The sequence below is a fragment of the Oleiharenicola sp. Vm1 genome, assembly GCF_047777955.1.
In the GTDB taxonomy this organism is placed as follows: domain Bacteria; phylum Verrucomicrobiota; class Verrucomicrobiia; order Opitutales; family Opitutaceae; genus Didemnitutus.
Genome location: NZ_CP180537.1, coordinates 3,314,341 through 3,335,241 on the forward strand (window position 1 = coordinate 3,314,341; position 20,901 = coordinate 3,335,241).

17 protein-coding genes and 1 pseudogene are annotated in these 20,901 nt (G+C 68.6%); 11 read left to right on the forward strand and 7 right to left on the reverse strand.

Going from position 1 to position 20,901, the window contains the following annotated elements; all coding sequences use genetic code 11:
• Positions 1 to 2 precede the first annotated feature (2 nt).
• Entirely contained in the window at positions 3 to 1,337 is a 1,335-nt protein-coding gene (locus tag ACMYLB_RS15990) for a bifunctional UDP-3-O-[3-hydroxymyristoyl] N-acetylglucosamine deacetylase/3-hydroxyacyl-ACP dehydratase (RefSeq protein ID WP_415907959.1), read from the reverse strand.
• Between the two features lie 192 nt (positions 1,338 to 1,529).
• Between ACMYLB_RS15990 and efp the strand changes: the two genes are divergently transcribed.
• On the forward strand, positions 1,530 to 2,087 hold the full coding sequence (gene efp / locus ACMYLB_RS15995; RefSeq protein WP_415907960.1) for an elongation factor P: 558 nt from the start codon (positions 1,530 to 1,532) through the stop codon (positions 2,085 to 2,087).
• Positions 2,088 to 2,201: 114 nt separating this feature from the next.
• On the opposite strand, the gene ACMYLB_RS16000 is transcribed toward efp, so the two are convergent.
• Both ACMYLB_RS16000 and can read right to left on the reverse strand, forming a co-directional pair.
• A complete protein-coding gene (locus ACMYLB_RS16000; RefSeq protein ID WP_415907961.1) occupies positions 2,202 to 2,624 on the reverse strand; it encodes a VOC family protein in 423 nt (140 codons plus the stop codon).
• Between the two features lie 39 nt (positions 2,625 to 2,663).
• Positions 2,664 to 3,335, reverse strand: coding sequence for a carbonate dehydratase (can, locus tag ACMYLB_RS16005; RefSeq protein WP_415907962.1), 672 nt, complete (start codon positions 3,333 to 3,335; stop codon positions 2,664 to 2,666).
• 281 nt (positions 3,336 to 3,616) lie between these two features.
• Between can and ACMYLB_RS16010 the strand changes: the two genes are divergently transcribed.
• Together ACMYLB_RS16010 and ACMYLB_RS16015 are read left to right on the forward strand one after the other, a co-directional pair.
• Positions 3,617 to 4,594 carry a glycoside hydrolase family 88/105 protein gene (locus ACMYLB_RS16010; protein WP_415907963.1) on the forward strand — a complete coding sequence of 326 codons (978 nt, stop codon included), beginning with the start codon at positions 3,617 to 3,619 and terminating at the stop codon, positions 4,592 to 4,594.
• 67 nt (positions 4,595 to 4,661) lie between these two features.
• On the forward strand, positions 4,662 to 6,509 hold the full coding sequence (locus ACMYLB_RS16015; RefSeq protein ID WP_415907964.1) for an alpha-amylase family glycosyl hydrolase: 1,848 nt from the start codon (positions 4,662 to 4,664) through the stop codon (positions 6,507 to 6,509).
• 57 nt (positions 6,510 to 6,566) lie between these two features.
• Here ACMYLB_RS16015 and ACMYLB_RS16020 read toward each other — a convergent pair whose 3' ends face one another.
• Both ACMYLB_RS16020 and ACMYLB_RS16025 read right to left on the reverse strand, forming a co-directional pair.
• Complete coding sequence (locus tag ACMYLB_RS16020; RefSeq protein ID WP_415907965.1) at positions 6,567 to 7,898, reverse strand: class I SAM-dependent rRNA methyltransferase; 1,332 nt, start codon at positions 7,896 to 7,898, stop codon at positions 6,567 to 6,569.
• A gap of 77 nt (positions 7,899 to 7,975) precedes the next feature.
• Positions 7,976 to 9,316, reverse strand: coding sequence for a thymidine phosphorylase (locus ACMYLB_RS16025; protein ID WP_415907966.1), 1,341 nt, complete (start codon positions 9,314 to 9,316; stop codon positions 7,976 to 7,978).
• Between the two features lie 204 nt (positions 9,317 to 9,520).
• On the opposite strand from ACMYLB_RS16025, the gene argS reads away from it, so the two are divergent.
• The 3 genes from argS (at position 9,521) to ACMYLB_RS16040 (ending at position 13,707) form a co-directional block, all read left to right on the forward strand.
• Positions 9,521 to 11,275: an arginine--tRNA ligase gene (gene argS, locus ACMYLB_RS16030; protein WP_415907967.1), complete on the forward strand. Its 1,755-nt coding sequence runs from the start codon at positions 9,521 to 9,523 to the stop codon at positions 11,273 to 11,275.
• A gap of 121 nt (positions 11,276 to 11,396) precedes the next feature.
• Positions 11,397 to 12,164 carry a GYF domain-containing protein gene (locus ACMYLB_RS16035; RefSeq protein ID WP_415907968.1) on the forward strand — a complete coding sequence of 256 codons (768 nt, stop codon included), beginning with the start codon at positions 11,397 to 11,399 and terminating at the stop codon, positions 12,162 to 12,164.
• Between the two features lie 28 nt (positions 12,165 to 12,192).
• Positions 12,193 to 13,707, forward strand: coding sequence for a YihY/virulence factor BrkB family protein (locus ACMYLB_RS16040; protein ID WP_415907969.1), 1,515 nt, complete (start codon positions 12,193 to 12,195; stop codon positions 13,705 to 13,707).
• A 205-nt stretch (positions 13,708 to 13,912) separates the two neighbouring features.
• Here the strand turns inward: ACMYLB_RS16040 and ACMYLB_RS16045 are convergent, their stop codons facing one another.
• Both ACMYLB_RS16045 and ACMYLB_RS16050 read right to left on the reverse strand, forming a co-directional pair.
• Positions 13,913 to 14,563 (reverse strand): response regulator, encoded by a 651-nt coding sequence (locus tag ACMYLB_RS16045; RefSeq protein WP_415907970.1) that lies wholly within the window; start codon positions 14,561 to 14,563, stop codon positions 13,913 to 13,915.
• Positions 14,553 to 15,686, reverse strand: coding sequence for a sensor histidine kinase (locus ACMYLB_RS16050; protein WP_415907971.1), 1,134 nt, complete (start codon positions 15,684 to 15,686; stop codon positions 14,553 to 14,555). Before ACMYLB_RS16050 ends, ACMYLB_RS16045 begins: the two co-directional genes overlap by 11 nt.
• 197 nt (positions 15,687 to 15,883) lie before the next feature.
• Between ACMYLB_RS16050 and ACMYLB_RS16055 the strand changes: the two genes are divergently transcribed.
• The 5 genes and pseudogenes from ACMYLB_RS16055 (at position 15,884) to ACMYLB_RS16075 (ending at position 20,857) form a co-directional block, all read left to right on the forward strand.
• The gene (locus ACMYLB_RS16055; protein WP_415907972.1) at positions 15,884 to 17,566 is read left to right on the forward strand and encodes a peptidyl-prolyl cis-trans isomerase; all 1,683 of its coding nucleotides are present in this window, start codon (positions 15,884 to 15,886) and stop codon (positions 17,564 to 17,566) included.
• 287 nt (positions 17,567 to 17,853) lie between these two features.
• Entirely contained in the window at positions 17,854 to 18,672 is an 819-nt protein-coding gene (locus ACMYLB_RS16060) for a TolC family protein (RefSeq protein ID WP_415907973.1), read from the forward strand.
• 89 nt (positions 18,673 to 18,761) lie between these two features.
• Positions 18,762 to 18,821 (forward strand): annotated as a pseudogene (locus tag ACMYLB_RS16065) (hypothetical protein); the annotation flags it as partial.
• 92 nt (positions 18,822 to 18,913) lie between these two features.
• A complete protein-coding gene (locus ACMYLB_RS16070) occupies positions 18,914 to 19,318 on the forward strand; it encodes a TolC family protein (RefSeq protein ID WP_415911103.1) in 405 nt (134 codons plus the stop codon).
• A gap of 150 nt (positions 19,319 to 19,468) precedes the next feature.
• Positions 19,469 to 20,857, forward strand: a complete 1,389-nt coding sequence (locus ACMYLB_RS16075; RefSeq protein ID WP_415907974.1) for a tryptophanase — start codon at positions 19,469 to 19,471, stop codon at positions 20,855 to 20,857.
• The last annotated feature ends 44 nt before the right edge of the window (positions 20,858 to 20,901 follow it).

Genomic DNA, 20,901 nt, shown 5'->3' on the forward strand with positions numbered 1-20,901 from the left:
GCTCAGTCCATCGCGCTGGTGTCGACGAGCGCGAACATGAGCTCGCCCGACGAGACGACCGAGCCGCCGACGGAGCACTCGGCCTCGGCACAGGCGATGGTGCCGCGGGCTTTGGTCATCTTGACCTTGATGCTGAGCTGGTCGCCGGGGCGGACGGGTTTGCGCCACTTCACGGCGTTGCAGCTCATGAACAGCGCGGTCTTGTTCTCGATGCCGTTCGTGCGGCGGATCAGCAGGATGCCCGCCGCCTGGGCCATCGCCTCGATTTGCAGGACGCCGGGCATAACCGGGTTGCCCGGATAGTGGCCCTGGAAATACGGCTCGTTGATCGTGACGTTCTTGATCGCGGTCAGCGTATCGTCGCCGACTTCGACGACGCGGTCGATCATCACGAACGGGTAGCGGTGCGGGATGGTGTCGAGCACGCGACGGATATCGAGCGTGGTCTCGGTGGTGATCTCGGCCTTGGGCGCGGCGGGCTTGGCCGGCTTCTTGCCGCCCTTTTTCCACGCGTCGTATTTCTCGAGCAGCAGCTTCGTCAGCTCGGCGTTGATGGCGTGGCCGGGGCGCGTGGCGACGATGTGGGCCTTCAGCGGCACGCCGAGCAGCGTGATGTCGCCGACGATATCGAGGATCTTGTGGCGGACGAACTCGTCGGCGAAGCGCAGCGGCTCCTTGGAGATGATCTTGTCGCCCTTGATCACGACGGCGCAGTCGAGCGAGCCGCCCTTGATCTTGCCCATCTTGAGCAGGCCCTCGATGTCCTCGTAGACCGTGAAGGTGCGCGAGGCCGCGACCTGCGTCACGTAGACGTCGGGGTCGATGGTGAGCGAGAGGTGCTGGGTGTGGATGCCGCGGTCGTCGGCGCTGGTGCAGGAGATCTTCAGCCCGTCGTAGGGCAGCGCGATGACCGACGAGTTGCCGCGGGAGACGGAGACGGGCTCGGCGAGCGTGAAGTATTCGCGCTCGGCGTCCTGCTCGACCGGCTCGCCCTGCTGGATCATCTTCACGAACTCGCGGGCGGAGCCGTCCATGATCGGCGGTTCGCCGGCGTCCATCTCGATGAGGAGATTGTCGATGCCGCAGCCGCTGAGGGCGCTGAGCACGTGCTCGACCGTGTGGATCTTGGCGTGGCCCTGCTGGATGGTCGTGGCGCGCACGAGATCCGTGACGAGGTCGACCCGCGGCTTGATTTCCGGGTGGCCATGAAGGTCCATCCGCTTGAACACGATGCCGTGGTTCACCGGGGCGGGCTTGAAGGTCATGTGCACGGCGTCTCCGGTGTGCAGGGCGTTGCCCTTGATGGAGACCTCGCGCAGAAGGGTGCGCTGCTTCATGTGGGTGTCCGGTCGAGTGTCCGGAGCCCCTTGGAAATGACAAGCTTGGAGATGGTCGGCCGGGGCGCGCCCCCGCCCGCGGGCGACGCGAATCTCCGCGGCCGAAATTTCGCCGAGACGGCAGTTGACAGAGGGAAAACCCGCTGGGTATCTCTGTCCCCTTTCCAAACTCAACTTCGATCCGATTCCGTCATGCCCGCAGCCAACGACCTCCGCAAAGGCCAAGTCATCAAGTTCAACGGCGAGCCGCACCTCGTCATGGAGACCCAGCACCGCACGCCGGGCAACCTCCGCGCCTTCGTGCAGGTGAAGATGCGCAATCTCCGCTACGGCAAATCGCTCGAACAGCGCTTCAACTCGCCCGATCCGGTCGAGGTCCTCCCGACCGACCGCCGCACGCTCGAGTTTTCCTACGCGGACCGCGAGACGTTCTCCTTCATGGATCCGGAGACGTTCGAGACCTTCGAACTCACCGCCGCCATGATCGGCGAAGCCAAGAACTACCTCGTCGCCGGCGGCAAGGCCGAGGTGCTCTTCATCAACGACAATCCGGTCACGATCGACCTGCCCTCCACCGTCACGCTCAAGATCACCGAGAGCGCCGACGGCGTGAAGGGCGACACCGCCTCCAACGTCCAGAAGCCCGCCACCTGCGAGACCGGCCTCGTGATCCAGGTGCCGCTCTTCATCAAGGAAGGCGAACTCGTCCGCGTCAGCACGCTCGACGGCTCCTACATGGGCCGCGCCTGAGCGGCGGCCGGAGTGCCGGCGCCCGATTCGCCTCACTCGTTTTCCCACCCGCGGCCCGCGCCGCGGGTTTTTCTTCTCCGGCGCGGACGCCGGGTGCGCCCGAGGCCCCGCGGCTCAAAGCTGCAGGCTCGCCGGCGTGTATTCCATCAACTCGATCGCGTTGCCGTCGGGGTCCTTCAGCCACGCCTGCTTCGAGTGGTCCATGCCGACCTTGATCGGCGTCACCTCGACGCCGCGCGCCCGCAGGGTCGCGCAGAATGGCTCGAGCCCCGCCACCTCGAGGCAGAAATGGTTGTAGCACGTGCGGTCGTTCGGCCGCATCCGGACCGCTTCCCCGCCCCACTGCTTCGCCGCACCGTGCTGGTCGAAGATTTCGATGAACGTCGTCTGGCCGGTCGCGAGGTAGTAGCCGAACGCCGTGCCGTCGTCGTGCGTCAGCGCGAACTTCACCGGCAGGCCGAGCACGTCGCGGTAGAACGCCAGCATCTCCGGCAGCTGGTTCGACATGAAGCAGAGGTGCGCGAGCTGCTTGATCATGCGCGCAAACCTACCGCGGCCGCCGCCGCGCGTCGAGCCTCACCACGGCACCGCCGTGGCGTCGCGCTGGTCGAGCGCCTCGAGCGCCGCCTTGTAGGCCGTCGTGGCTTCCTCCGGCGAGCTGGCCGAGGTGTGCAGGTCGCGGATCAGGCCGTCGCGCAGGCCGTAGACCCAGCCGTGCACGGTGAGATTCTGCCCGCGCGCCCAGGCGTCCTGCACCACGGTCGTCGCGCAGACGTTCGCCACCTGCTCGATCACGTTCAACTCGCACAGCCGCGCGCTGCGCGCGGTGTCGTCCGGCAAGCGGCAGAGGCAGGCCTCGTGCTTCACCTTCACGTCCTGCACGTGCCGCAGCCAGTTGTCGGCCAGGCCGACCCGCTGGCACCGCAGCACCGCCCCGACGCCGCCGCAGCCGTAGTGGCCGACCACCATGATGTGTTTCACCTGGATCATCTCGACGGCGAACTGGATCACCGAGAGCGCGTTGAGGTCGGCGTGCACGACCACGTTGGCCACGTTGCGGTGCACGAAGACCTCGCCGGGCAGCAGGCCGATGATCTCGTTCGCCGGCACCCGCGAGTCCGAGCAGCCGATCCACAGATACTCCGGGCTCTGCTGTCGGGAGAGCTTCTGGAAGAACTCGGGATCGCGCTGCTTGATCGATTCGGCCCAGGCCTTGTTCTGCGCAAACAGGTGTGGAAGCTGGTCCATGCGCCGCGACGTTGAGGCAAGACCCGGCGCGAGGGAAGCCAAACCACGCCCCGTGACGGGGACCGGCCCGCCGGACGCTCCGACGCCCGCACCCTTGCGGCCCGGACCGCCGCGCCTAGCGTGCGGCGCGTGATCTCCCCGACCCGTTGCCTCGCCCTGCTCTGCGCCTTCGTCTGCGCGCCGCTCGCCGTCGCGGCCTACGATTTCGGCCCCTGGCCCGCCGGCCAGTCCCCGCGGAAATCGGCCGCCGCGTCGCCGCGAACTTCGTCGCGCGCCCGCACATGCCCATGTGGGAACCGAAATACATCCACTACGCCGAGGCCTGCGCGTGGTATGGCGCCTTCCAGTTCGCGCAGGTGACGCACGACGACGCGCTGCGGGCGCAGCTCGTCGCCCGCCTCGAGCCGCTCTTCGGCCCCGAGCAGCATCTCATTCCCGAGCCCTACCACGTCGACGGCACCGTCTTCGCCATCGTGCCGTTCGAGGATTATCTCCAGACCCGCGACCCGCGCGCGCTCGCGGTCGGCAAGCGCATGGCCGACCGCCAGTGGGAGGGCGAGCCCTTCGGGCCGCGCTTCGCCAAGGACGGCGACAAAAACTGGCAGGCCAACGTCGCCGCCGGCCTCTCCTGGCAGACGCGCTTCTGGATCGACGACATGTTCATGATCACCATGGCGCAATCCCAGGCCTACCGCGCCACCGGCGAGCGGCGCTACATCGAGCGCGCCGCCCTCGAGGCCGTCGCCTACCTCGACCGCCTGCAGCGCCCGAACGGCCTCTTCTACCACGCCCCCGAGGCGCCGCACCACTGGGCGCGCGGCAACGGCTGGATGGCCGTCGGCATGGCGGAGCTGCTGCGCACCCTGCCGAAGGACAGCCCGCACCGCGCGCGCATCCTCGCCGGCTTCCACGCCATGATGGCCGCGCTGCTCGCCCACCAGGACGCCGACGGCATGTGGCACCAGCTGATCGACGGCCCCGACTCGTGGCCGGAAACCTCCGGCACCGCGATGTTCACCTACGCCTTCATCACCGGCGTGCAGCTGGGCGTCCTCGACGCGAAAACCTACGGCCCCGCCGCGCGCAAAGGCTGGCTCGCGCTCGTCACCTACCTCGACGCCGACGCCAATCTCCGCGAGGTCTGCGCCGGCACGGGCATCCGCGCCGACCGCGAGCATTACCTGAAGCGCCCGCGCATCGCCGGCGATTTCCACGGCCAGGCCCCGCTGCTCTGGTGCGCCGCCGCGCTGCTGCGCTAGGCGCGCCGCTCCGCCCGCGGCGACGAGCAGTCTTGTCCCGCGCCGCCGCCGCGGCACGATGCGGGGCATGAAAGCGCGCTTGCTGCTCGCCCTGCTTCTGCCGGGCGCCGCCGTCGCCACCGCGCCCGGCGCCCCGGAGTTCGTGCCCGCCTGGGCGAAGTCCGTCGTCTGGTATCAGATTTTCCCGGAGCGCTTCCGCAACGGCGACCCGGCCAACGACCCGCGCGTCGAGGACATCCGCGGCGCCGACCCGGCGGAGCCGCCGAAGGCGTGGCGCGTGCATCCCTGGGGCAGCGACTGGTTCGAGCTGCAGCCCTGGGAAAAACAGAACGGCGAGCCCGAGCTCTGGAAGCATCTCCTCCGCCGCCGCTACGGCGGCGACCTGCAGGGCATCATCGACGAGCTTCCCTACCTCCAGCGCCTCGGCGTCACCGCGCTCTACCTCAATCCCGTCTTCGACTCGCCCTCGCTGCACAAATACGACGGCGCGAGCTACCACCACATCGATCCCAATCTCGGGCCCGATCCCGCCGGCGACCGCGCGCTCATGGCCCGTGAACATCCCGCCGACCCGCGCACCTGGGTCTGGACGCAGGCCGACGAGCTCGCGCTCCGCCTCATCGACGCCGCGCACGCCGCCGGGATGCGCCTCATCTTCGACGGCGTCTTCAATCACCTGGGCGTGAACTCGTTCGCCTTTCGCGATCTGGTGAAAAACCAGCAACGCTCGCCCTACCGCGACTGGTTCACGGTCAAATCCTGGGACGATCCCGCGGCCGGCACGAAGTTCGACTACGAGGGCTGGTTCGGGGCGAAATCGCTCCCCGAGCTGCGCGAGGACGAGAACGGCATCGTGGCCGGTCCGCGCACCTACATCTTCGCCGCGACCGAGCGCTGGATGAACCCGAAGGGCCGCGGCGCCGCGCACGGCATCGACGGCTGGCGCCTCGACGTCGCCTTCTGCATCGCCCACCCGTTCTGGAAGGCCTGGCGCGCGCACGTCCGTCACCTCAACCCCGAAGCCTACCTCACCGCCGAGATCGTCGACGTGCCGGAAAAGACCGTGCCCTACGTCCAGGGCGACGAGTTCGACGCCGAGATGAACTACAACTGGGCGTTCGCCGCCGTGGAGTTCTTCGTCGACCCACCGGCGCAGCGCATCCGCGCCACGGAGTTCGACGCCAAGCTCCGCCAGCTGCGCGAGCTCTACCCGGCCGGCGTGGCGAGCGTGGCGATGAACCTCCTCGGCAGCCACGACACCACCCGCCTCAGCTCCTACATCCACAACCGCGGCGCCGGCCGCTACCGCGACTGGGGCCAGTTCTACTCGCTCTCGAAAACCGCCGAGAATCCGCGCTACAGCGCGCGCCGCCCGAGCGACGCCGACTACGCACTGCAGCAGCTGCTCGTGATCTTCCAGATGACCTACCTCGGTGCACCGATGATCTACTACGGCGACGAGGTCGGCCTCTGGGGCGGCAACGATCCCGACTGCCGCAAGCCGATGCTCTGGCCTGATCTCGCCTACGCCGACGAGGTCTACGGTCCCGATGCGCACACGACGCACGCGCCCGACCGCGTCGAGATCCGCCACGACCTCTGGGAGCATTACCGAAAGCTGATCGCGATCCGCCGCGCCCATCCCGCCCTGCTGCACGGCGACTACCGCACGCTGGTCGCCGATGACGCGCGCGACGTCTTCGCGTTCGAACGCAACGGCGACGGCGATCAGGTCGTCGTCGCGTTCAACAACTCCGCCGCGACGCTGACGCAGACGCTGCCGCTCCGCCCGGGCGCCACCTACCGCGACGAGCTCACCGGCCGGGTCATCGACGCCCCCAGCGGCAGCGCGACCGTGGAGATTCCGGCGAAGTGGGCCGTCGTGCTCGCCGCCGTCGATCCGAACACGCGCTGACCGGCAGCGTGATCGCTCATCGGGACGAGCGCCGACCCGTCGTCGCGACGGCACTCCTCACACCACCCGCGCCCAAAGCACCTTGAGGTAACGGCTCTCGAGGCAGTTCGAATAGACCGGGTGGTCGACGCCCGGGCCGGTGCGGTCGAAGAGCTGCAGGCGGCGGTTCAGGCGGTGGACGCCCTTGATCACGACCTGCTCGAAATCCTCGAGTGAAACCAGCCCCGAGCACGAGCAGGTCACGAACAGGCCGCCGGGCTTCACTAGGCTCGCGGCGATGGTGTTCAGGTCGGCGTATTTCCGCATGCCCTCCGCGGCACCGGCTGGCTCGCGCGTCATGACGAACTTCGGCGGGTCGCACATCACGAGGTCGAACTGCTCGCCGTTCTTCTGCATCTGCCGCGCGTAGGCGAAGGCGTCGGCGTGCACCCACTTCAGCTTGTTCGGTGAAACCTGGTTGAGGTTCGCGTTGCGGCGGCCCTGGGCGACGGCCTTCTCGTCCAGATCGACGGCGGTGACTTCGCTCGCGCCGCCGATCGCGGCGTTGATCGAGAAGCCGCCCGTGTAGCTGCAGAGATCGAGCACGCGCAGGCCCTTCGCGAGCTGGCCGAAGCGCCGGCGATTGTCGCGCTGGTCGCAGAAGAAACCCGTCTTGTGTCCCTCCGCGAAATCGACCTCGAAGCGCACCCCGTGCTCGCGGATGCGGACCTTGTCGGGCGCGCTCGCAGTGAGTTCCTTCATCATCGACGGCTTGATGCCCTCGAGGCTGCCGAGATCGTGGTCGACGTGCACGCGCACGTGCTTCGTGCCGAGCAGCTCATGGAGCAGCGGCAGCCATTGCGGCAGGCGCTGAAAAATGCCGAGCGAGTAGACGTCGCAGAACAGCGTGTCGCCGTAGCGATCGATCGTCAGGCCGCTGAGGCCGTCGCCGTCGGAGCCGACGACGCGATACGCGTCGGTGACCTCATCGAGCTTGAACAGGTCGCGCCGCAGCGCGACGGCGCGGCGCAGCGCCGTCTCGAAATACTCCTCGCCCACCGCCTCGGCCGTGTGGGTGACGACGCGCAGCGGCATCTTCGCGCGCGGGTTGTAGAGCCCGGCGCCGATGCGGTTGCCGAACTTGTCGTAGACCGCGACGAAGTCGCCCGGCCGCGCGTCGCGCGAGACGTCGCCAAGCATGCGCGGGAAGATCGCCGGCTGGAAGGTGACGAACTTCAGCTGCGCCCAGGGCCGCGGCCACTGCGCCTTCTCCTCGGGCGTGGCGGGCCGCGCCTTCTCGCGCATGAGCGGGTTCGGCTCGGGCGCGGCGGGCGTTTGCTCCAGTTCTTCGTCGAATTCTTCGGCCATCGCCGTCCACGGAAACGCCTCGCGCGCCGGCGGGCGACTCATTTCTCGCGGGCAAGAAAAAGGCCGGTCCCGTGTGCGGTGGGACCGGCCAGGGTTGCCGAAAGCAATGGCGGCAAAAATCAGGCGACGCGCTCGACGACCAGCGGGGGCGGGATCGGGCGCTTCGGGGCGAGGCGGTAGGCCTCCTTGAAGTAGTCGAGCGCCTGCTCGAGCTTCGCCTCGTCGTTGTAGTGAATCATCATCAGCGGCTCGCCCTGCTTCACCTGCGTGCCGACCTTCTTGATCTCGGAGACGCCGACCGCGTGGTCGACCTTGCCGTGCGAGTCCTTGCCGGCGCCGAGGATGGAGACACCCTTGGCGATGAAGGCGGCGTTGATGGTGTGCACGTAGCCGCGCTTCGGCGCGGGTAGCTTGCGGATGTGGCGGGCCGTCGGGAATTTTTCCGGATGGTCGATGAAGGACGTGTCGCCGCCCTGCGCGCGGATCATGTCCTTGAACTTCTCCAGCGCGGAGCCGTCGCTGAGATGGCGCTGCACGGTCTGCTTGGCCGAGAGCGTGGAGCCCGCGACGCCGGCGAGCCGGACGATCTCCATGCCGAGCTTGAGGACGAGCTCCTTCATGTCCTCCGGGCCTTCGCCCTTGAGGAGCTGGATCGCCTCCTTGATCTCGAGCGCGGTGCCGACGCTGTCGCCGAGCGGCTGGTTCATGTCGGTGACGAGCGCGACGCAGCGGCGCTTCATCGAGCGGCCGACGCGGGTCATGGAGCGCGCGAGCTGCTTGGCCTGCTCGAGGTCCTTGATGAAGGAACCGTTGCCCCACTTCACGTCGATGACGAGACCTTCGGCGCCTTCGGCGAGTTTCTTGGAGAGCACGCTGCCGGTGATGAGCGGGAGGCTCGGAATCGTGCCGGTGTCGAGGCGGAGGTCGTAGAATTTCTGGTCGGCCGGAGCCAGTTCCTTGCTCTGCTCGACGATCGCGCCGCCGACGCGGGCGAGCTGGTCGGTGAACTGCTGGATCGAGAGGTGGCTCTTGAAGCCGGGGACGGCCGCGAGCTTGTCCAGCGCGCTGATGACGAATTGCTGCTCGACGCCCACCATCATCGGGACGACGACGCCGCTGGCCATCGCGAGCGGCGCGAGGACGAGCGCGGTCTTGTCGCCGACGCCGCCGGTCGAGTATTTGTCGATCTTCGGCTTCGTGATGTGCGAGAGGTCGATCACCTCGCCGGAGAGCATCATCTCCTCCGTGAGAATCGCCGTCTCCTGCGCGGACATGTTGGCGAAGTAGATCGCCATCAGGAGCGCAGCGAGCTGGTGCTGAGGCATCTCACCGTCGAGGGTCGAGTCGATCAGATAGCGAATCTCCTCTTGGGTGAATTCGCCATTGTCGCGCTTCTTCTCGATCAACGAGGTGAACGACGGCTTGATGAAACGGCGCGTCGGAATGGGACGTTTTCTCATGGAGTGTGTCACGGTATATAAAAAGAAGCCCGGCCGGGCCGGGCGGCGCAAAGCCCGCAAAGGCAAAGAGTTTTGCGTGTTTAAGCAAGCCTAAAGTAGCGGTAGCACGCAGTTTCCGGAGCGTCCAAGTGCCTTCGGACGCGTCCTCCTGGCACCGCGAAAATCCTTCTTGCTCAGCGCCAAGCGCAATTTCTCAATGGTCCGATGGACCTCCCGTTTCACGTCGCCAGCCATGTTGATGCAGCCCTGCGGGCTGCCGCCACCCGCCTCGGGCTGGCGGAGCGTGGTTTTCAGCCGGAGGTCCGGGTCGCCGATCCCGCGCACGGCGATTTCCAGGCCAACGGCGCTCTCACCTTCGCCAAACGCGAGAAGCAAAACCCGCGCGCCCTGGCGCAGCAGGTGGTCGACGCCTTGGATGCGGACACGCAGGCCGCGTTCGACATCGCGCTCGCCGGCCCGGGCTTCATCAACTTCCGCCTCAAGCCCGCCACGCTGCTCGCCTGGCTCGGGCGCTACGACAGCGAAGCGCACCTCCAGTCCGGCGCCGCCACCGATCACGCCGGCCAGACCTGGGTCGTCGACTACTCGTCGCCCAACACCGCGAAACAGATGCACGTCGGCCACCTCCGCTCCGCCGTCATCGGCGAGGCCATCTGCCGCCTGCTCGCCTTCACGGGCGCGCGCGTCATCCGCGACAACCACCTCGGCGACTGGGGCACGCAGTTCGGCAAGCTCATCTACGGCTACAAGCGCTGGGCCGACCCCGCCGCGCTCGCCGCCGACCCGATCGAGGAACTCGAGCGCCTCTACAAGCTCGGCCACGCCGCCACGCCCGACGGCTCGCCCGAGCTCGACGAAGCGCGCGCCGAGCTGGTGAAACTCCAGAACGGCGACCCCGAGAACGTCGCGCTGTGGAAGAAATTCTCCGACGTCAGCCTCGCCGCCTTCCAGCAGATCTACGACCGCCTTGGCATCCGCTTCGATCACAACCTCGGCGAGTCCTTCTACAACGACAAGGTCGACCGCATCTACGCCGAGCTCACCGCCACCGGCCTCGCGCAGGAGAGCGAGGGCGCGCTCGTCGTTTTCCATCCCGAGCACCCGCGCTTCAAGACGCAGCCCTTCCTCGTCCGCAAGGCCGACGGCGCCTCCAACTACGCCTCCACCGACCTCGCCACCGCCGCGTATCGCGCCGAGCATTTCCAGGCCGACGGCATCGTCGTCGTCACCGATTTCCGCCAGGCTGACCATTTCGAGCAGCTCTACCTCACGGTGAGAAAATGGTTCGCAGCGAAAAATTACCGCGTGCCCGAGCTGCACCATGTCACCTTCGGCGCCGTCACCGGCGAGGATGGCAAGGCCCTCAAGACCCGCGATGGTGGCACGATCAAGCTGAAGGCCCTGCTCGACGAGGCCGAGGAGCGCGCCTACGCAATCGTCACGGAGAAGAACCCCGAGCTGCCCGAGGCCGAGCGCCGCGACATCGCGCGCGCCGTCGGCATCGGCGCGGTGCAATACGCCGACCTCTCGCAGAACCGCTCGAGCAACTACGTCTTCTCGTGGGACAAGATGCTCGCCCTCGACGGCAACACCGCCCCTTACCTCCTCTACGCCGTCGCCCGCGTGCGCTCGATCTTCCGTAAGGCCAGCCTCGATCCGGCCGCGCCGCCCACCGCCGGCGCCTCCGCGCCCGAGACGCCGCAGGAGCTCGCGCTCGCCCGCAAACTCGTGCAGTTCGCCGACGCCGTGCAGCTCGCCACGCAACAGCTGCGCCCGCACTTCCTCTGCCTCTACCTCTTCGAGCTCGCCGGCGCCTACAGTGCGTTCTACGCCGCGGACAAGGTCATCGTCGACGACCCCGCCGTGCGCGCGCGCCGGCTGCTGCTCTGCCACCGCACCCTGATCGTGCTCGAGACCGGCCTGCACCTGCTCGGCCTGCGCACGCTCGAGCGCATGTGAGCGGGCGGCGCGCGCCGGGTTCTTGAAATCCGCGTAAGATTTCCCCCACTAGCCGGCCGGGCCGTTCGCGGACCAATTCACTCTTGCGGCACCCTCCGCCGCGCCCAACATTCGCGCCACTATGTCGAGCGGCGCCTCCCCCTCCTCCGGCCCTGATTACTACGTCCGCGGCATCAACGACGCCGAGGCCCGCGGCCCGTTCAAGGTCGACCAGCTCGCCTCGCTCGCCGAGGCCGGCCAGGTCACCGTCGAAACCTATTACTACGACGCGAACACCGAGCAGTGGCTCGCCCTCGGCAGCAACGCCGAGCTGAAGGCCGCCCTCTGGCCCGAGAAGAAGAAACTCGGCTTCAAAGAGAAGGAATTCAAGGCGGTCAACCAGGCCGACGACAAGGCCCCCGCCATCACCGTCCAGCAGTTCCTCGACGCCGCCGAGGGCAAGACCGACGACACCAAGGGCAAGAAAGACAAGTCGCTCGACATGATGAAGGCCGCCATGTGGGGCACGAAGGGCGCCGCCGTCATCATGTTCATCAGCGCCCTCGCGCTCATGCTGCCGGGCCTCGAGGCGCTCACGGCGATGGACTTCGCCAAGCTCCTCGACAAGCCGCTCGTGTTCCTCGGCGCGCTCGACCTCTTCATCGGCCTGCTCCTCCTGCTCGGCGTCATCAGCCTCTACCCGTTCGTGCGCTTCCGCGCCGTGTTCGGCCTCGGCTTCCTCGGCTTCATTCTCTGGACCCAGGGCCAGCCCACCGCGCTCGTCGCCCTCGCCGCCGGCTCGGCCGGCCTCTACTTCAGCACCATCTTCCTCAGCTACGTCCCGCTCGGCGTCGCGCTCCTCGCCGGCATCGGCGGCATGGCCGCGCTCGCCGGCATGAACCTGTTCTGAGCGCCGCCACCGCCGCGGCCGTGCGCGCATGAACGGGTTGAAACAACTGGCCGCGCGGCTGCAGCGACTCTGGCACACGGACATCTGGGCCGCCGCCACCGCGCGCGACCGCTCGCTCAAGGGGCGCCTCTTCGCCGTGCTGCGCGTGATCTCGATCACGATCTCCGGCCTGCAGGAGCTCAAGGTCGCCGCCCGCGCCGCCGCCCTCAGCTACAGCTCGCTCCTCGGCCTCGGCCCGCTGGTCGCGCTCGCCGTGCTTATCGCCGGCTTCGCTCTCGGCGATCGCGACCCCGTCGTCCTCGCGCGCAGCCTGAACAACATCATCAGCTTCGTCGCCCCGCAGGTCTCGCAATACGACCTCGCCGAGGACCAGGCCGCCGCCGACCACGGCGCGCCGCCGGCGATCCGCGACCAGCCCGCTGCCGAAGCCGCGCCCGCCCCCGCGCCGGACTCCGAGCTAGTCAAGTTCATCACCCACCTCATCGAGAGTTCGCGCTCCGGCACCGCCGGCGCCGTCGGCCTGCTCACGCTGCTGATCATCGCGGTGCAGCTCTTCACCACGGTCGAGAACACCTTCAACGACATCTGGGGCGTGCGCCGCGGCCGCAGCTGGGTCACGCGCATCGTCTACTACTGGACCGTGATCACGCTCGGCGCGCTGCTGTTCTTCACCTCGTTCACGCTGCTCTCGGCCGGCACCTTCATCGGCGTCTTCCTCGAGAAGCTCCCGCTCGGCGGCCACCTCAAGGCGCTCTTCGTCTGGATGCTGCCGTCCTCCTCGGCCCTGCTCCTCGCGCTCGTGCTCACCCTGTTCTACCGCGCCATCCCCAACACCCGCGTGCGCTGGAGCGCCGCGCTGGTCGGCGCCATCGTCGTCACCGCGCTGCTGCTGCTGAACAACACCCTCGCCTTCCTCTACTTCAAGCGCGTCGTCCTCTCCAAGAGCCTCTACGGCTCCGTCGCGCTGCCGATCGTGCTCATGCTCGGCCTCTACATCTTCTGGTTCTTCGTGCTCGTCGGCGGCCAGATCACCTACGCGGTGCAGAACGTCCATTACCGCAGCAGCCAGACGGCGTGGCACAGCCTGAACCATTTTGCCCGCGAGAGCCTCTCGCTCCTCGTGCTCCTGCTCATCGCCCGGCGCTTCAAGGAGTGCCTGCCACCCTACTCGGTCACGCAGCTCGCCCACCGCATCCGCGTGCCGTCGCAGGTCCTGAACGAAAGCCTCAACCGCCTCTGCGACCTCCAGCTCATCGCCCAGCTGCCGTCCGCCGAGGCCAAGGATCCGAACGACTACCGCTACCAGCCCGCGCGCCCGCTGGACCAGGTGACGCTGCTGCAATTCCAGCAGCTCTTCGTCCACTACGGCGAGTCGCCCAGCGGCGAGATGCTCGACAGCGTCGACCCGATCCTCGCGCACTACCACGCCCGCCTCGCCGCCGTGCTGCCGGACGCCATCGGCGCCGAGACCCTCGACCAGCTGCTCGGGCGCTTCGAATCGAAGGTCACGCGCGCGCCCTTCGCGGCACCGGGCGGCGCCTGATCGCCGGCAGGCCCGCCGATTCGCCCGCCCGAAAAGCAGACCGCTCGCCCGGCTGAACACCCGGACGAGCGGCACGTAGGTTTAGCTAGACTAGCCTTAACTTGCTTGGTGCAGGTGACCCAACACGCCCGGCCACTATAATGCCCGGCGCGCCTCCCGTCTGTCGGGCTGAAGATGAACCTTTTGTCCGGCGTTCTCCGACGGCCTACAGCACGCCCTCGGTCCAGCGCACCGCGGCCCGCATCAGCTCCGCCGCATCGGCGAGGCCGAGCTTGTCCTTGATGCGCGCCTGATACTCCTGGACGGTCTTCATGCTGACGCCGAGATCGGTCGCGATGCGCTTGGTGGCATGCCCCTCGCCCATCCGCCGGAAAACCTCCAGCTCGCGGTCGCTGAGCGCGTCGACCGAACCGGTCGTCTGGCGGCGCCCCACCATGCGCTCGGCGAGCCGCGCCAGCACCTCCGGGTTGGCGTAGACATTGCCGCCGCGCACGCTCCGGATCGCCTCGACGATGCGCGTGGTCGACTCGCGCTTCATCACGTAGCCCGCGGCGCCCGCCCGCAGCGCACGCTCCACCTGCGCCAGCTCCTCGTGCATCGAGAGCACGATCACCTGCACCGTGGGCATTTGCGCGCGCAGGTCCTTGATCAAATCCAGCCCGGTGCCGCTGCGCAGCGTCAGGTCGACGATCGCGATGTCGGGAGGATTCGGGCGCATCGCGGCGAGGGCGCCGGCGGCGTCCTCCGCCTGCCCGATCACCTCGAAGCCGGGCTCGCCGCGCAGCAGCTGCTCCAGCCACTCGCGCACCAGCGGATGATCATCCACGAGAAAGATCCGGACCACGTCAGGTTTCATGGGAAAATCGGACCGGCCCGCCGAGCGGCACGCGGCACATCACGCGCGTGCCGCGTCCACGCTGCGCGCTGATCATCAGGTCGGAGCCGAGGTGCTCCGCGCGGTGCTGCATGATCCGCAGGCCCATGCCCTCGCTGCGCTCCTCCTGAGGCGGCAGGCCGCGCCCGTCGTCCTCCACCACCACAAGCAGGTCGCCGTGCTCCGCGCGCAGGGTCAGCGCCACGCGCTTCGCCCCGCTGTGCCGGCAGGCGTTGCGCAGCGCCTCCTGCGCGATCCGGAACACCTGCGCGGCACGGGAGGCGTCGCGCAGCTCGGCGGGCGTGTCGACTGTCGCCACGCACTCGACCGCGGGAAACTGCTGCCGCAGACCGGCGCAAAGCTCCTCCAGCTCCGACTTCAGCCGCTCGGGCTCGACGCGCTCGAGCAGCAGCCCGCGCGCGAGCTGGCGCGTCTGCGCGATGCCCTGCTCGACGAGGTCGGCGATCTTGCGCGCCTCGCGCGCGCCGCTTTCGTCCCGCCCGTGCAGGCGATGCGCCAGCACCTGGGCGGCCATGGCCGTCCCGACGAGATGCTGCCCGAGCTGGTCGTGCAGCTCGCGCCCCATCGCGCTGCGCTCGCTTTCGCTCAGCTCCAGCAGCTCGCGCTGCACCTGCTGGCGCTTCAGCGTCTCGCGCTCGAGCTCGGTGGTGCGCTGCTGCACACGCTGCTCCAGCTGCCGGTGGAGCTGGATGAGCGCGTGCAGGATCCAGATCACGGAAAAATAAGTCAGCAGCGCCGAGGCGGAATTCCACCACAGCCATGTCTCGTGGATCGACTGCGGCGCGTCGGTCAGGTCCGCCGCCATGCGCACCGCCCAGCTCGCCAAGGCCGCGAGCGAACCAGCGGCCAGGCCGAGCCACACCACCGACAGCGCCACCGGCACGAGGTAGAAGAAGCCCATCGAGACGCGCGTGCCCGTCACGTAGTCGACGAAGCCGATCCCGACCAGGAACAGGCCGATCCAGACCAGCGCGCCCGTGCGCCCGCTCTTCGGCAGCCCGGTGATCCGGTTCAACGTCCACTCCGTCACGCGCGCCCACAGGCGCACGGTGTTTCGCGCGGAGGGAGTGTCCTGGGAGACCATGCGTCCTTGCTAGCCGCCGCCGCGCGCGGGCCAATCGTATTCTGAGGCAAAATCGTGTCGGCGAACGCCTGACTCGCCCCCGCGCCGCGCGGTCGCTTCTGATCCGGATTCCGGCCGGCCCCGGCCCGATCCACCCCGCCCCGAACCCGCGGTTGACAGCCCTCCCCGCGGCGCCTAGCGACTTCAGTTTCCATTCCATGATTTCCTGGATTCAAACCTACTTCCAGAAGCACTTCCGCACCGTCTTCGCCGTGCTGCTGGGCGTCACCATCATCTCGTTCATCTTCACGATCGGCGCCGCGCCTGGCATCGGCCGCGCCGGCAACAAGGTGCTCGAGCAGCCGTTCTTCGGCCACAATCTGGGCAACGAGCAGGAGGCCCGCCGCGTGTTCCGCGACGGCAACTTCTCCGCCCAGCTCCGCGGCGCCTTCCAGGCCAGCAGCGCCCAGCTCCAGGAATACTCGCTCAGCCGCATCGCCGGCCTCGCCCTGGCCGACGAGCTCCACGTCCCCGCCCCGACCGAGAAGGAACTCGGCGCCTTCATCGCCGACCTCCCGGCCTTCAAGGACGAGAACGGCGCCTTCAACGCCACCCGCTACAAGCAGTTCGAGGACAGCCTCAAGGCCTCGCGCGACTTCACCATCGCCGACGCCAACCGCGTCTTCCGCGACGACGCCCGCCTCGAGGCCCTGGGCAAGATCGTCTCCGGCCCCGGCTACGTGCTGCCCGGCGACGTCGCCGAGCAGCTCAAGCGCTCCGACGCGACCTGGTCCCTCGTCACCGCCGCGTGGGACTACGCGTCCTTCGACGCGGGCGTGACGGTCAACGACGTCGCGCTCCAGAAATTTTTCGACGAAAACGCGTTTCGCTACGAGGTGCCCGCCCGCCCGAAGCTGAGCCTCGTCGAGTTCAAGACCGCCGAGTTCCTCCCGCCCACGCCGCCGAGCGAGGCCGAGATGCGCGCGTTCTACGAGGCGAACAAGGAGCGCTTCCCCGTCCCCGCCGAGGCCGCCAAGGCCGAGGACAAGAAGCCCGCCGTCGCGCTCGCCGCCGACGCCGCGAAGGCCACCGACAATTTCCCGAAGGTCCGCTCCCAGGTCGAGCAGACCATGAAGGACCTCGCCGGCCGCAACCGCGCCTCGAAGGCCGCGAACGACTTCACCGTCGCCATCTACGAGCGCAAGGCCGCCGCCAACTCGCCCGAGCTCGCCGCGCTCATCGCCGCCCAGCACCGCAGTGCCGTGGCGCTCGCGCCCTTCACCTTCGACGCCCCGCCAGCCGACCGCCCGTGGGTCAGCAACTACGCCGAGCAGATCACGCGCCTGACCAAGGACCGCTTCTTCTCCGACCCGGTGCCCTCGCCCGACGGCTACGTCGTGTTCCTCTGGAACGACACCCTGCCCGGCTACAAGCCGATGCTCAACGAGGTGAAGGACAAGGTCGCCACCGACTACAAGGAATCCGAGAAGCGCAAGCGCTTCGTCGAGGCCGGCAAGACCCTCCGCGCCAAGCTCCAGGCCGCCGCCAAGGCCGGCAACTTCGAGGCCGCCGCCAAGGCGGACAAGCTCGAGGTCAAGACCTACGCGAATTTCTCGCTCCGCCAGCCCCCGCAGGACCTGCCCTACGCTGCCTACGGCGCGCTCCAGGCCTCGCTCGAAAAGGGCGAGGTCTCCGAAATGGTCGCCACCGGCGACAAGGGCGTGTTCACCTTCGTCGCGGACAAGAAGCTGCCCGACGTCTCGCAGGCCAACCCGCGCTTCGCCGAGGTGCAGAAGCAGCTCGCTCAATACACCGCCGCCGCGAACCAGAGCGCCGTGCTCTCCGCGCTGGTCGAAGCCGAGCTGAAGAAGCACGCGCCGGCCAAGACCGCCGCGCCCTGACCGGTCGCGCCCGCGCAGTCACCGCATCGAGGGCGCAGTCTTGCTGCGCCCTTTGTTTTTTCCCAGGTTCGCCCGTGCGTCTTATCACCCGGCGGGCGTAACTCCCTGCCCGCGCCACCGTCTATCCCGTCCCATGACCGCCCGCCCGCAATCCTCCTGCCCCGAGCGCCCCGGTCGGCATATTCGCGCAAATTCACAGGGATTGCCCGCGCCCGCGCGTATCACCCGCAGAATCCGCCAACTTTCCCGCCGTCCGCGTGTCCTCCTTCCCATCTCCTGATTTTCGAATGCACCTCCGCCGCCTCGCCCTCGCCACCTCGGCCCTGCTCGCGACCGCCGCGAGCCTCGTCGCGCAAACCGCCGCCCCCGCCGGCACCCTCACCATCGAGGACGCGATCCAGCGCGCGCTGAAACGCAACTTCACGCTGGAGGCCGATCGCCTCGACCCACAGATCGCCAAGGACCAGATCGAGATCGCCCAGAGCGCCAACCTCCCGAGCTTCTCCTTCAGCACCTCCCGCGGCGTCGCCCGCACCGCGCAGACCGGCACCACCCTCGGCACCAAGGTCAAGACCGGCGACACCCGCCTCAGCGTGAGCGAGGTTTTCCTGACCGGCACCACCGCCTCCGTCAGCACCAAGCTCGACAAGACCGAGACCTCCTACCTCTCCGCGGTCAACCCCGCCTACAACGCCGACCTCACCGTCTCGCTGCGCCAGCCCCTCCTCGCCGGCGCCGGCCTCGAGGTCAACCGCGCCCCCATCCAGCGCACGAAGATCGGCCTCGAACGCGCCCACCTCGCCTACCAGGCCAGCGTCCTCAACGTCATCCAGAACACCGAGAACGCCTACTACGCCCTCGCCTTCGCCCGCGAGCAGCTCGACGTCCGCAACTTCACCCTCGCGCTCGCCCAGCGCCTCCTCGACGAGGCCAAGACCCGCCGCCAGACCGGCGTCGCCACCGACCTCGACGTCCTCCAGGCCGACGTCGGCGTCGCCAACGCCCGCCGCGGCGTCCTCCTCGCCCAGCAGTCCGTCAAGGACAGCGAGGAATCCCTCCTCGCCCTCATCGGCCAGTTCGAACTCGACGCCCCCTCGGCCGCGTGAGCCTGCCCGACGCCGCCCCCGCGCTGCCCACCTTCGCCTCCTCGCTCGACGCCGCCAAGCGCCACCAGCCCGACTACCTCGTCGCCAAGATGGCGCTCGAGCAGCTCCAGCTCGACGCCCGCGTCGCCAAGAGCAACCGCCTGCCCGACGTCAGCGTCGGCGGCGCCGTCGGTTTCAACTCCTTCCCCTCGACCAGCAACGCCAACGCCATCGACAGCGCCCTCGGCCGCGACAGCACCTCCTGGCAGCTCGACCTCAGCGTCAGCCTCCCTGGGGCCAGAAGGCCGATCGCGCGCGCTACCGCCAGGCCCTCGCCGCCGTCACGCAGCAGGAAGTCGGCGTCCGCGCTCTCGAGCAGAACATCGAGGTGCAGGTCCGCGCCGCCGTCCGCGCCGTCGAGACCAACGCCGAGAGCGTCAAGATCTCCGCCCAAGCCCGCGAGCTGAGCGAGAAGCAATACGAGCTCGAGCGCGCCCGCTTCGACGCCGGCCTCTCCACCTCCTACCGCGTGCTTCAGGTGCAGAACGACCTCGAGACCGCCAAGGTCAACGAGCTCCAGGCCAAGGTCGCCCTGCGCAATTCCTACACCGCCCTCTACCGCCTCGAGGGCAGCGCGCTCCAGCGCTACGGCATCGCGCTGCAGTAACCATCCCGCCCGCGTCGCGCGCCCGGCCCCGCCTTCGCGGGGCCTTTTCTTTGGGCGAACCCGCCGCGGCGCCGCTAGGCCAAAAGGCTTATTCACTTTCCGTTGGCCGGGGCCTGACGCGCGTGGAATCCTCGGGGCAAAAACCCCGCCATGCCCTTCCAGACCATCATCGAGCCGTTCCGCATCAAGGCGGTCGAACCCATTCGCTTCACCACACGCGAGCAGCGCGTCGCCGCCCTCGTCGCCGCGGACTACAACCTCTTCAAGCTCCGGGCCGAGGACGTCATCATCGACCTCCTCACCGACTCCGGCACCGGCGCCATGTCCGCCCAGCAGTGGGCCGGCATGATGCAGGGCGACGAGTCCTACGCCGGCGCGCGTTCGTTCTTCAAGTTCGAGGCCGCCGTCCGCGAGCTCACCGGCCTCAAGCACATCATCCCCACCCACCAGGGCCGCGCCGCCGAGCGCATCCTGTTTTCCAGCGCCTGCACCGCCGGCCAGGTCGTGCCCAACAACACCCACTTCGACACCACCCGCGCCAACCTCGAGGCGCTCGGGGTCAAGGCCGTCGACCTCCGCTGCCCCGAAGCCACGCAGCCGTCGCTCGTCGCCCTGTTCAAGGGCAACATCGACCTCGCCGCCCTCGAGCGCTGCCTCGTCGAAAACGCCGGCCGCGTGCCGTTCGCGATGATCACGGTCACGAACAACTCCGGCGGCGGCCAGCCGGTCGCGCTGGCCAACATCCGCGCCGCCGCCGCCCTCTGCCGCCGCCACGGCGTCCCGCTCCTGCTCGACTGCTGCCGCTTCGCCGAGAACGCGTGGTTCATCAAGCAGCGCGAGCCCGGGCAGGCCCACCGCACGCCCGCCGAAATCGCGCGCGAGATGTTCAGCTACGTCGACGGCTGCACCATGTCGGCGAAGAAGGACGGCCTGGTGAACATCGGCGGCTTCCTCGCGCTCAACGACGACGCCCTCGCGGCCAAGTGCCGCAACAACCTCATCCTCACCGAGGGCTTCCCCACCTACGGCGGCCTCGCCGGCTACGACCTGGAGGCGCTCGCCATCGGCCTCAAGGAGGTCCTCGACGAGCACTACCTCGAATACCGCATCCGCTCCGTCGCCTACCTCGGCGACAAGCTCACCGCCGCCGGCGTCCCGATCGTCCAGCCGCCGGGCGGCCACGCCATCTACGTCGACGCGCGTGCCATGCTGCCGCACATCCCGCAAAGCGAGTTCCCCGCCTGGGCGCTCTCCTGCGCGCTCTACCTCGAGGGCGGCATCCGCTCGGTCGAGATCGGCTCGGTCATGTTCGGCCGCCAGCCCGACGGCACGGAGAAACCCGCGCCGATGGAACTCGTGCGTCTCGCCTTCCCGCGCCGCGTCTACACCCAGAGCCACGTCGACTACCTCGCCGAGGTCCTGCTGCACGTGCACGGCCTGCGGTCGCGCATCCGCGGCGTGCAGCTCGTCGAGGCGCCCGAGCTCCTGCGCCACTTCACCGCCCGGCTCGCCCCGGTCGGCGGAGCGCTGCTGGCCTGAAGCCGGGGCGGGTGCCCTCTAGCCCGCCCCGCTCGTCGCAGGGC

Coding starts and splice junctions, on each gene's coding strand:
- ACMYLB_RS15990 (WP_415907959.1), bottom strand. CDS start 1,337: ATGAAGCAGCGCACCCTTCTGCGCGAGGTCTCCATCAAGGGCAACGCC.
- efp (WP_415907960.1), top strand. CDS start 1,530: ATGCCCGCAGCCAACGACCTCCGCAAAGGCCAAGTCATCAAGTTCAAC.
- ACMYLB_RS16000 (WP_415907961.1), bottom strand. CDS start 2,624: ATGATCAAGCAGCTCGCGCACCTCTGCTTCATGTCGAACCAGCTGCCG.
- can (WP_415907962.1), bottom strand. CDS start 3,335: ATGGACCAGCTTCCACACCTGTTTGCGCAGAACAAGGCCTGGGCCGAA.
- ACMYLB_RS16010 (WP_415907963.1), top strand. CDS start 3,617: ATGCCCATGTGGGAACCGAAATACATCCACTACGCCGAGGCCTGCGCG.
- ACMYLB_RS16015 (WP_415907964.1), top strand. CDS start 4,662: ATGAAAGCGCGCTTGCTGCTCGCCCTGCTTCTGCCGGGCGCCGCCGTC.
- ACMYLB_RS16020 (WP_415907965.1), bottom strand. CDS start 7,898: ATGAGTCGCCCGCCGGCGCGCGAGGCGTTTCCGTGGACGGCGATGGCC.
- ACMYLB_RS16025 (WP_415907966.1), bottom strand. CDS start 9,316: ATGAGAAAACGTCCCATTCCGACGCGCCGTTTCATCAAGCCGTCGTTC.
- argS (WP_415907967.1), top strand. CDS start 9,521: ATGGACCTCCCGTTTCACGTCGCCAGCCATGTTGATGCAGCCCTGCGG.
- ACMYLB_RS16035 (WP_415907968.1), top strand. CDS start 11,397: ATGTCGAGCGGCGCCTCCCCCTCCTCCGGCCCTGATTACTACGTCCGC.
- ACMYLB_RS16040 (WP_415907969.1), top strand. CDS start 12,193: ATGAACGGGTTGAAACAACTGGCCGCGCGGCTGCAGCGACTCTGGCAC.
- ACMYLB_RS16045 (WP_415907970.1), bottom strand. CDS start 14,563: ATGAAACCTGACGTGGTCCGGATCTTTCTCGTGGATGATCATCCGCTG.
- ACMYLB_RS16050 (WP_415907971.1), bottom strand. CDS start 15,686: ATGGTCTCCCAGGACACTCCCTCCGCGCGAAACACCGTGCGCCTGTGG.
- ACMYLB_RS16055 (WP_415907972.1), top strand. CDS start 15,884: ATGATTTCCTGGATTCAAACCTACTTCCAGAAGCACTTCCGCACCGTC.
- ACMYLB_RS16060 (WP_415907973.1), top strand. CDS start 17,854: ATGCACCTCCGCCGCCTCGCCCTCGCCACCTCGGCCCTGCTCGCGACC.
- ACMYLB_RS16075 (WP_415907974.1), top strand. CDS start 19,469: ATGCCCTTCCAGACCATCATCGAGCCGTTCCGCATCAAGGCGGTCGAA.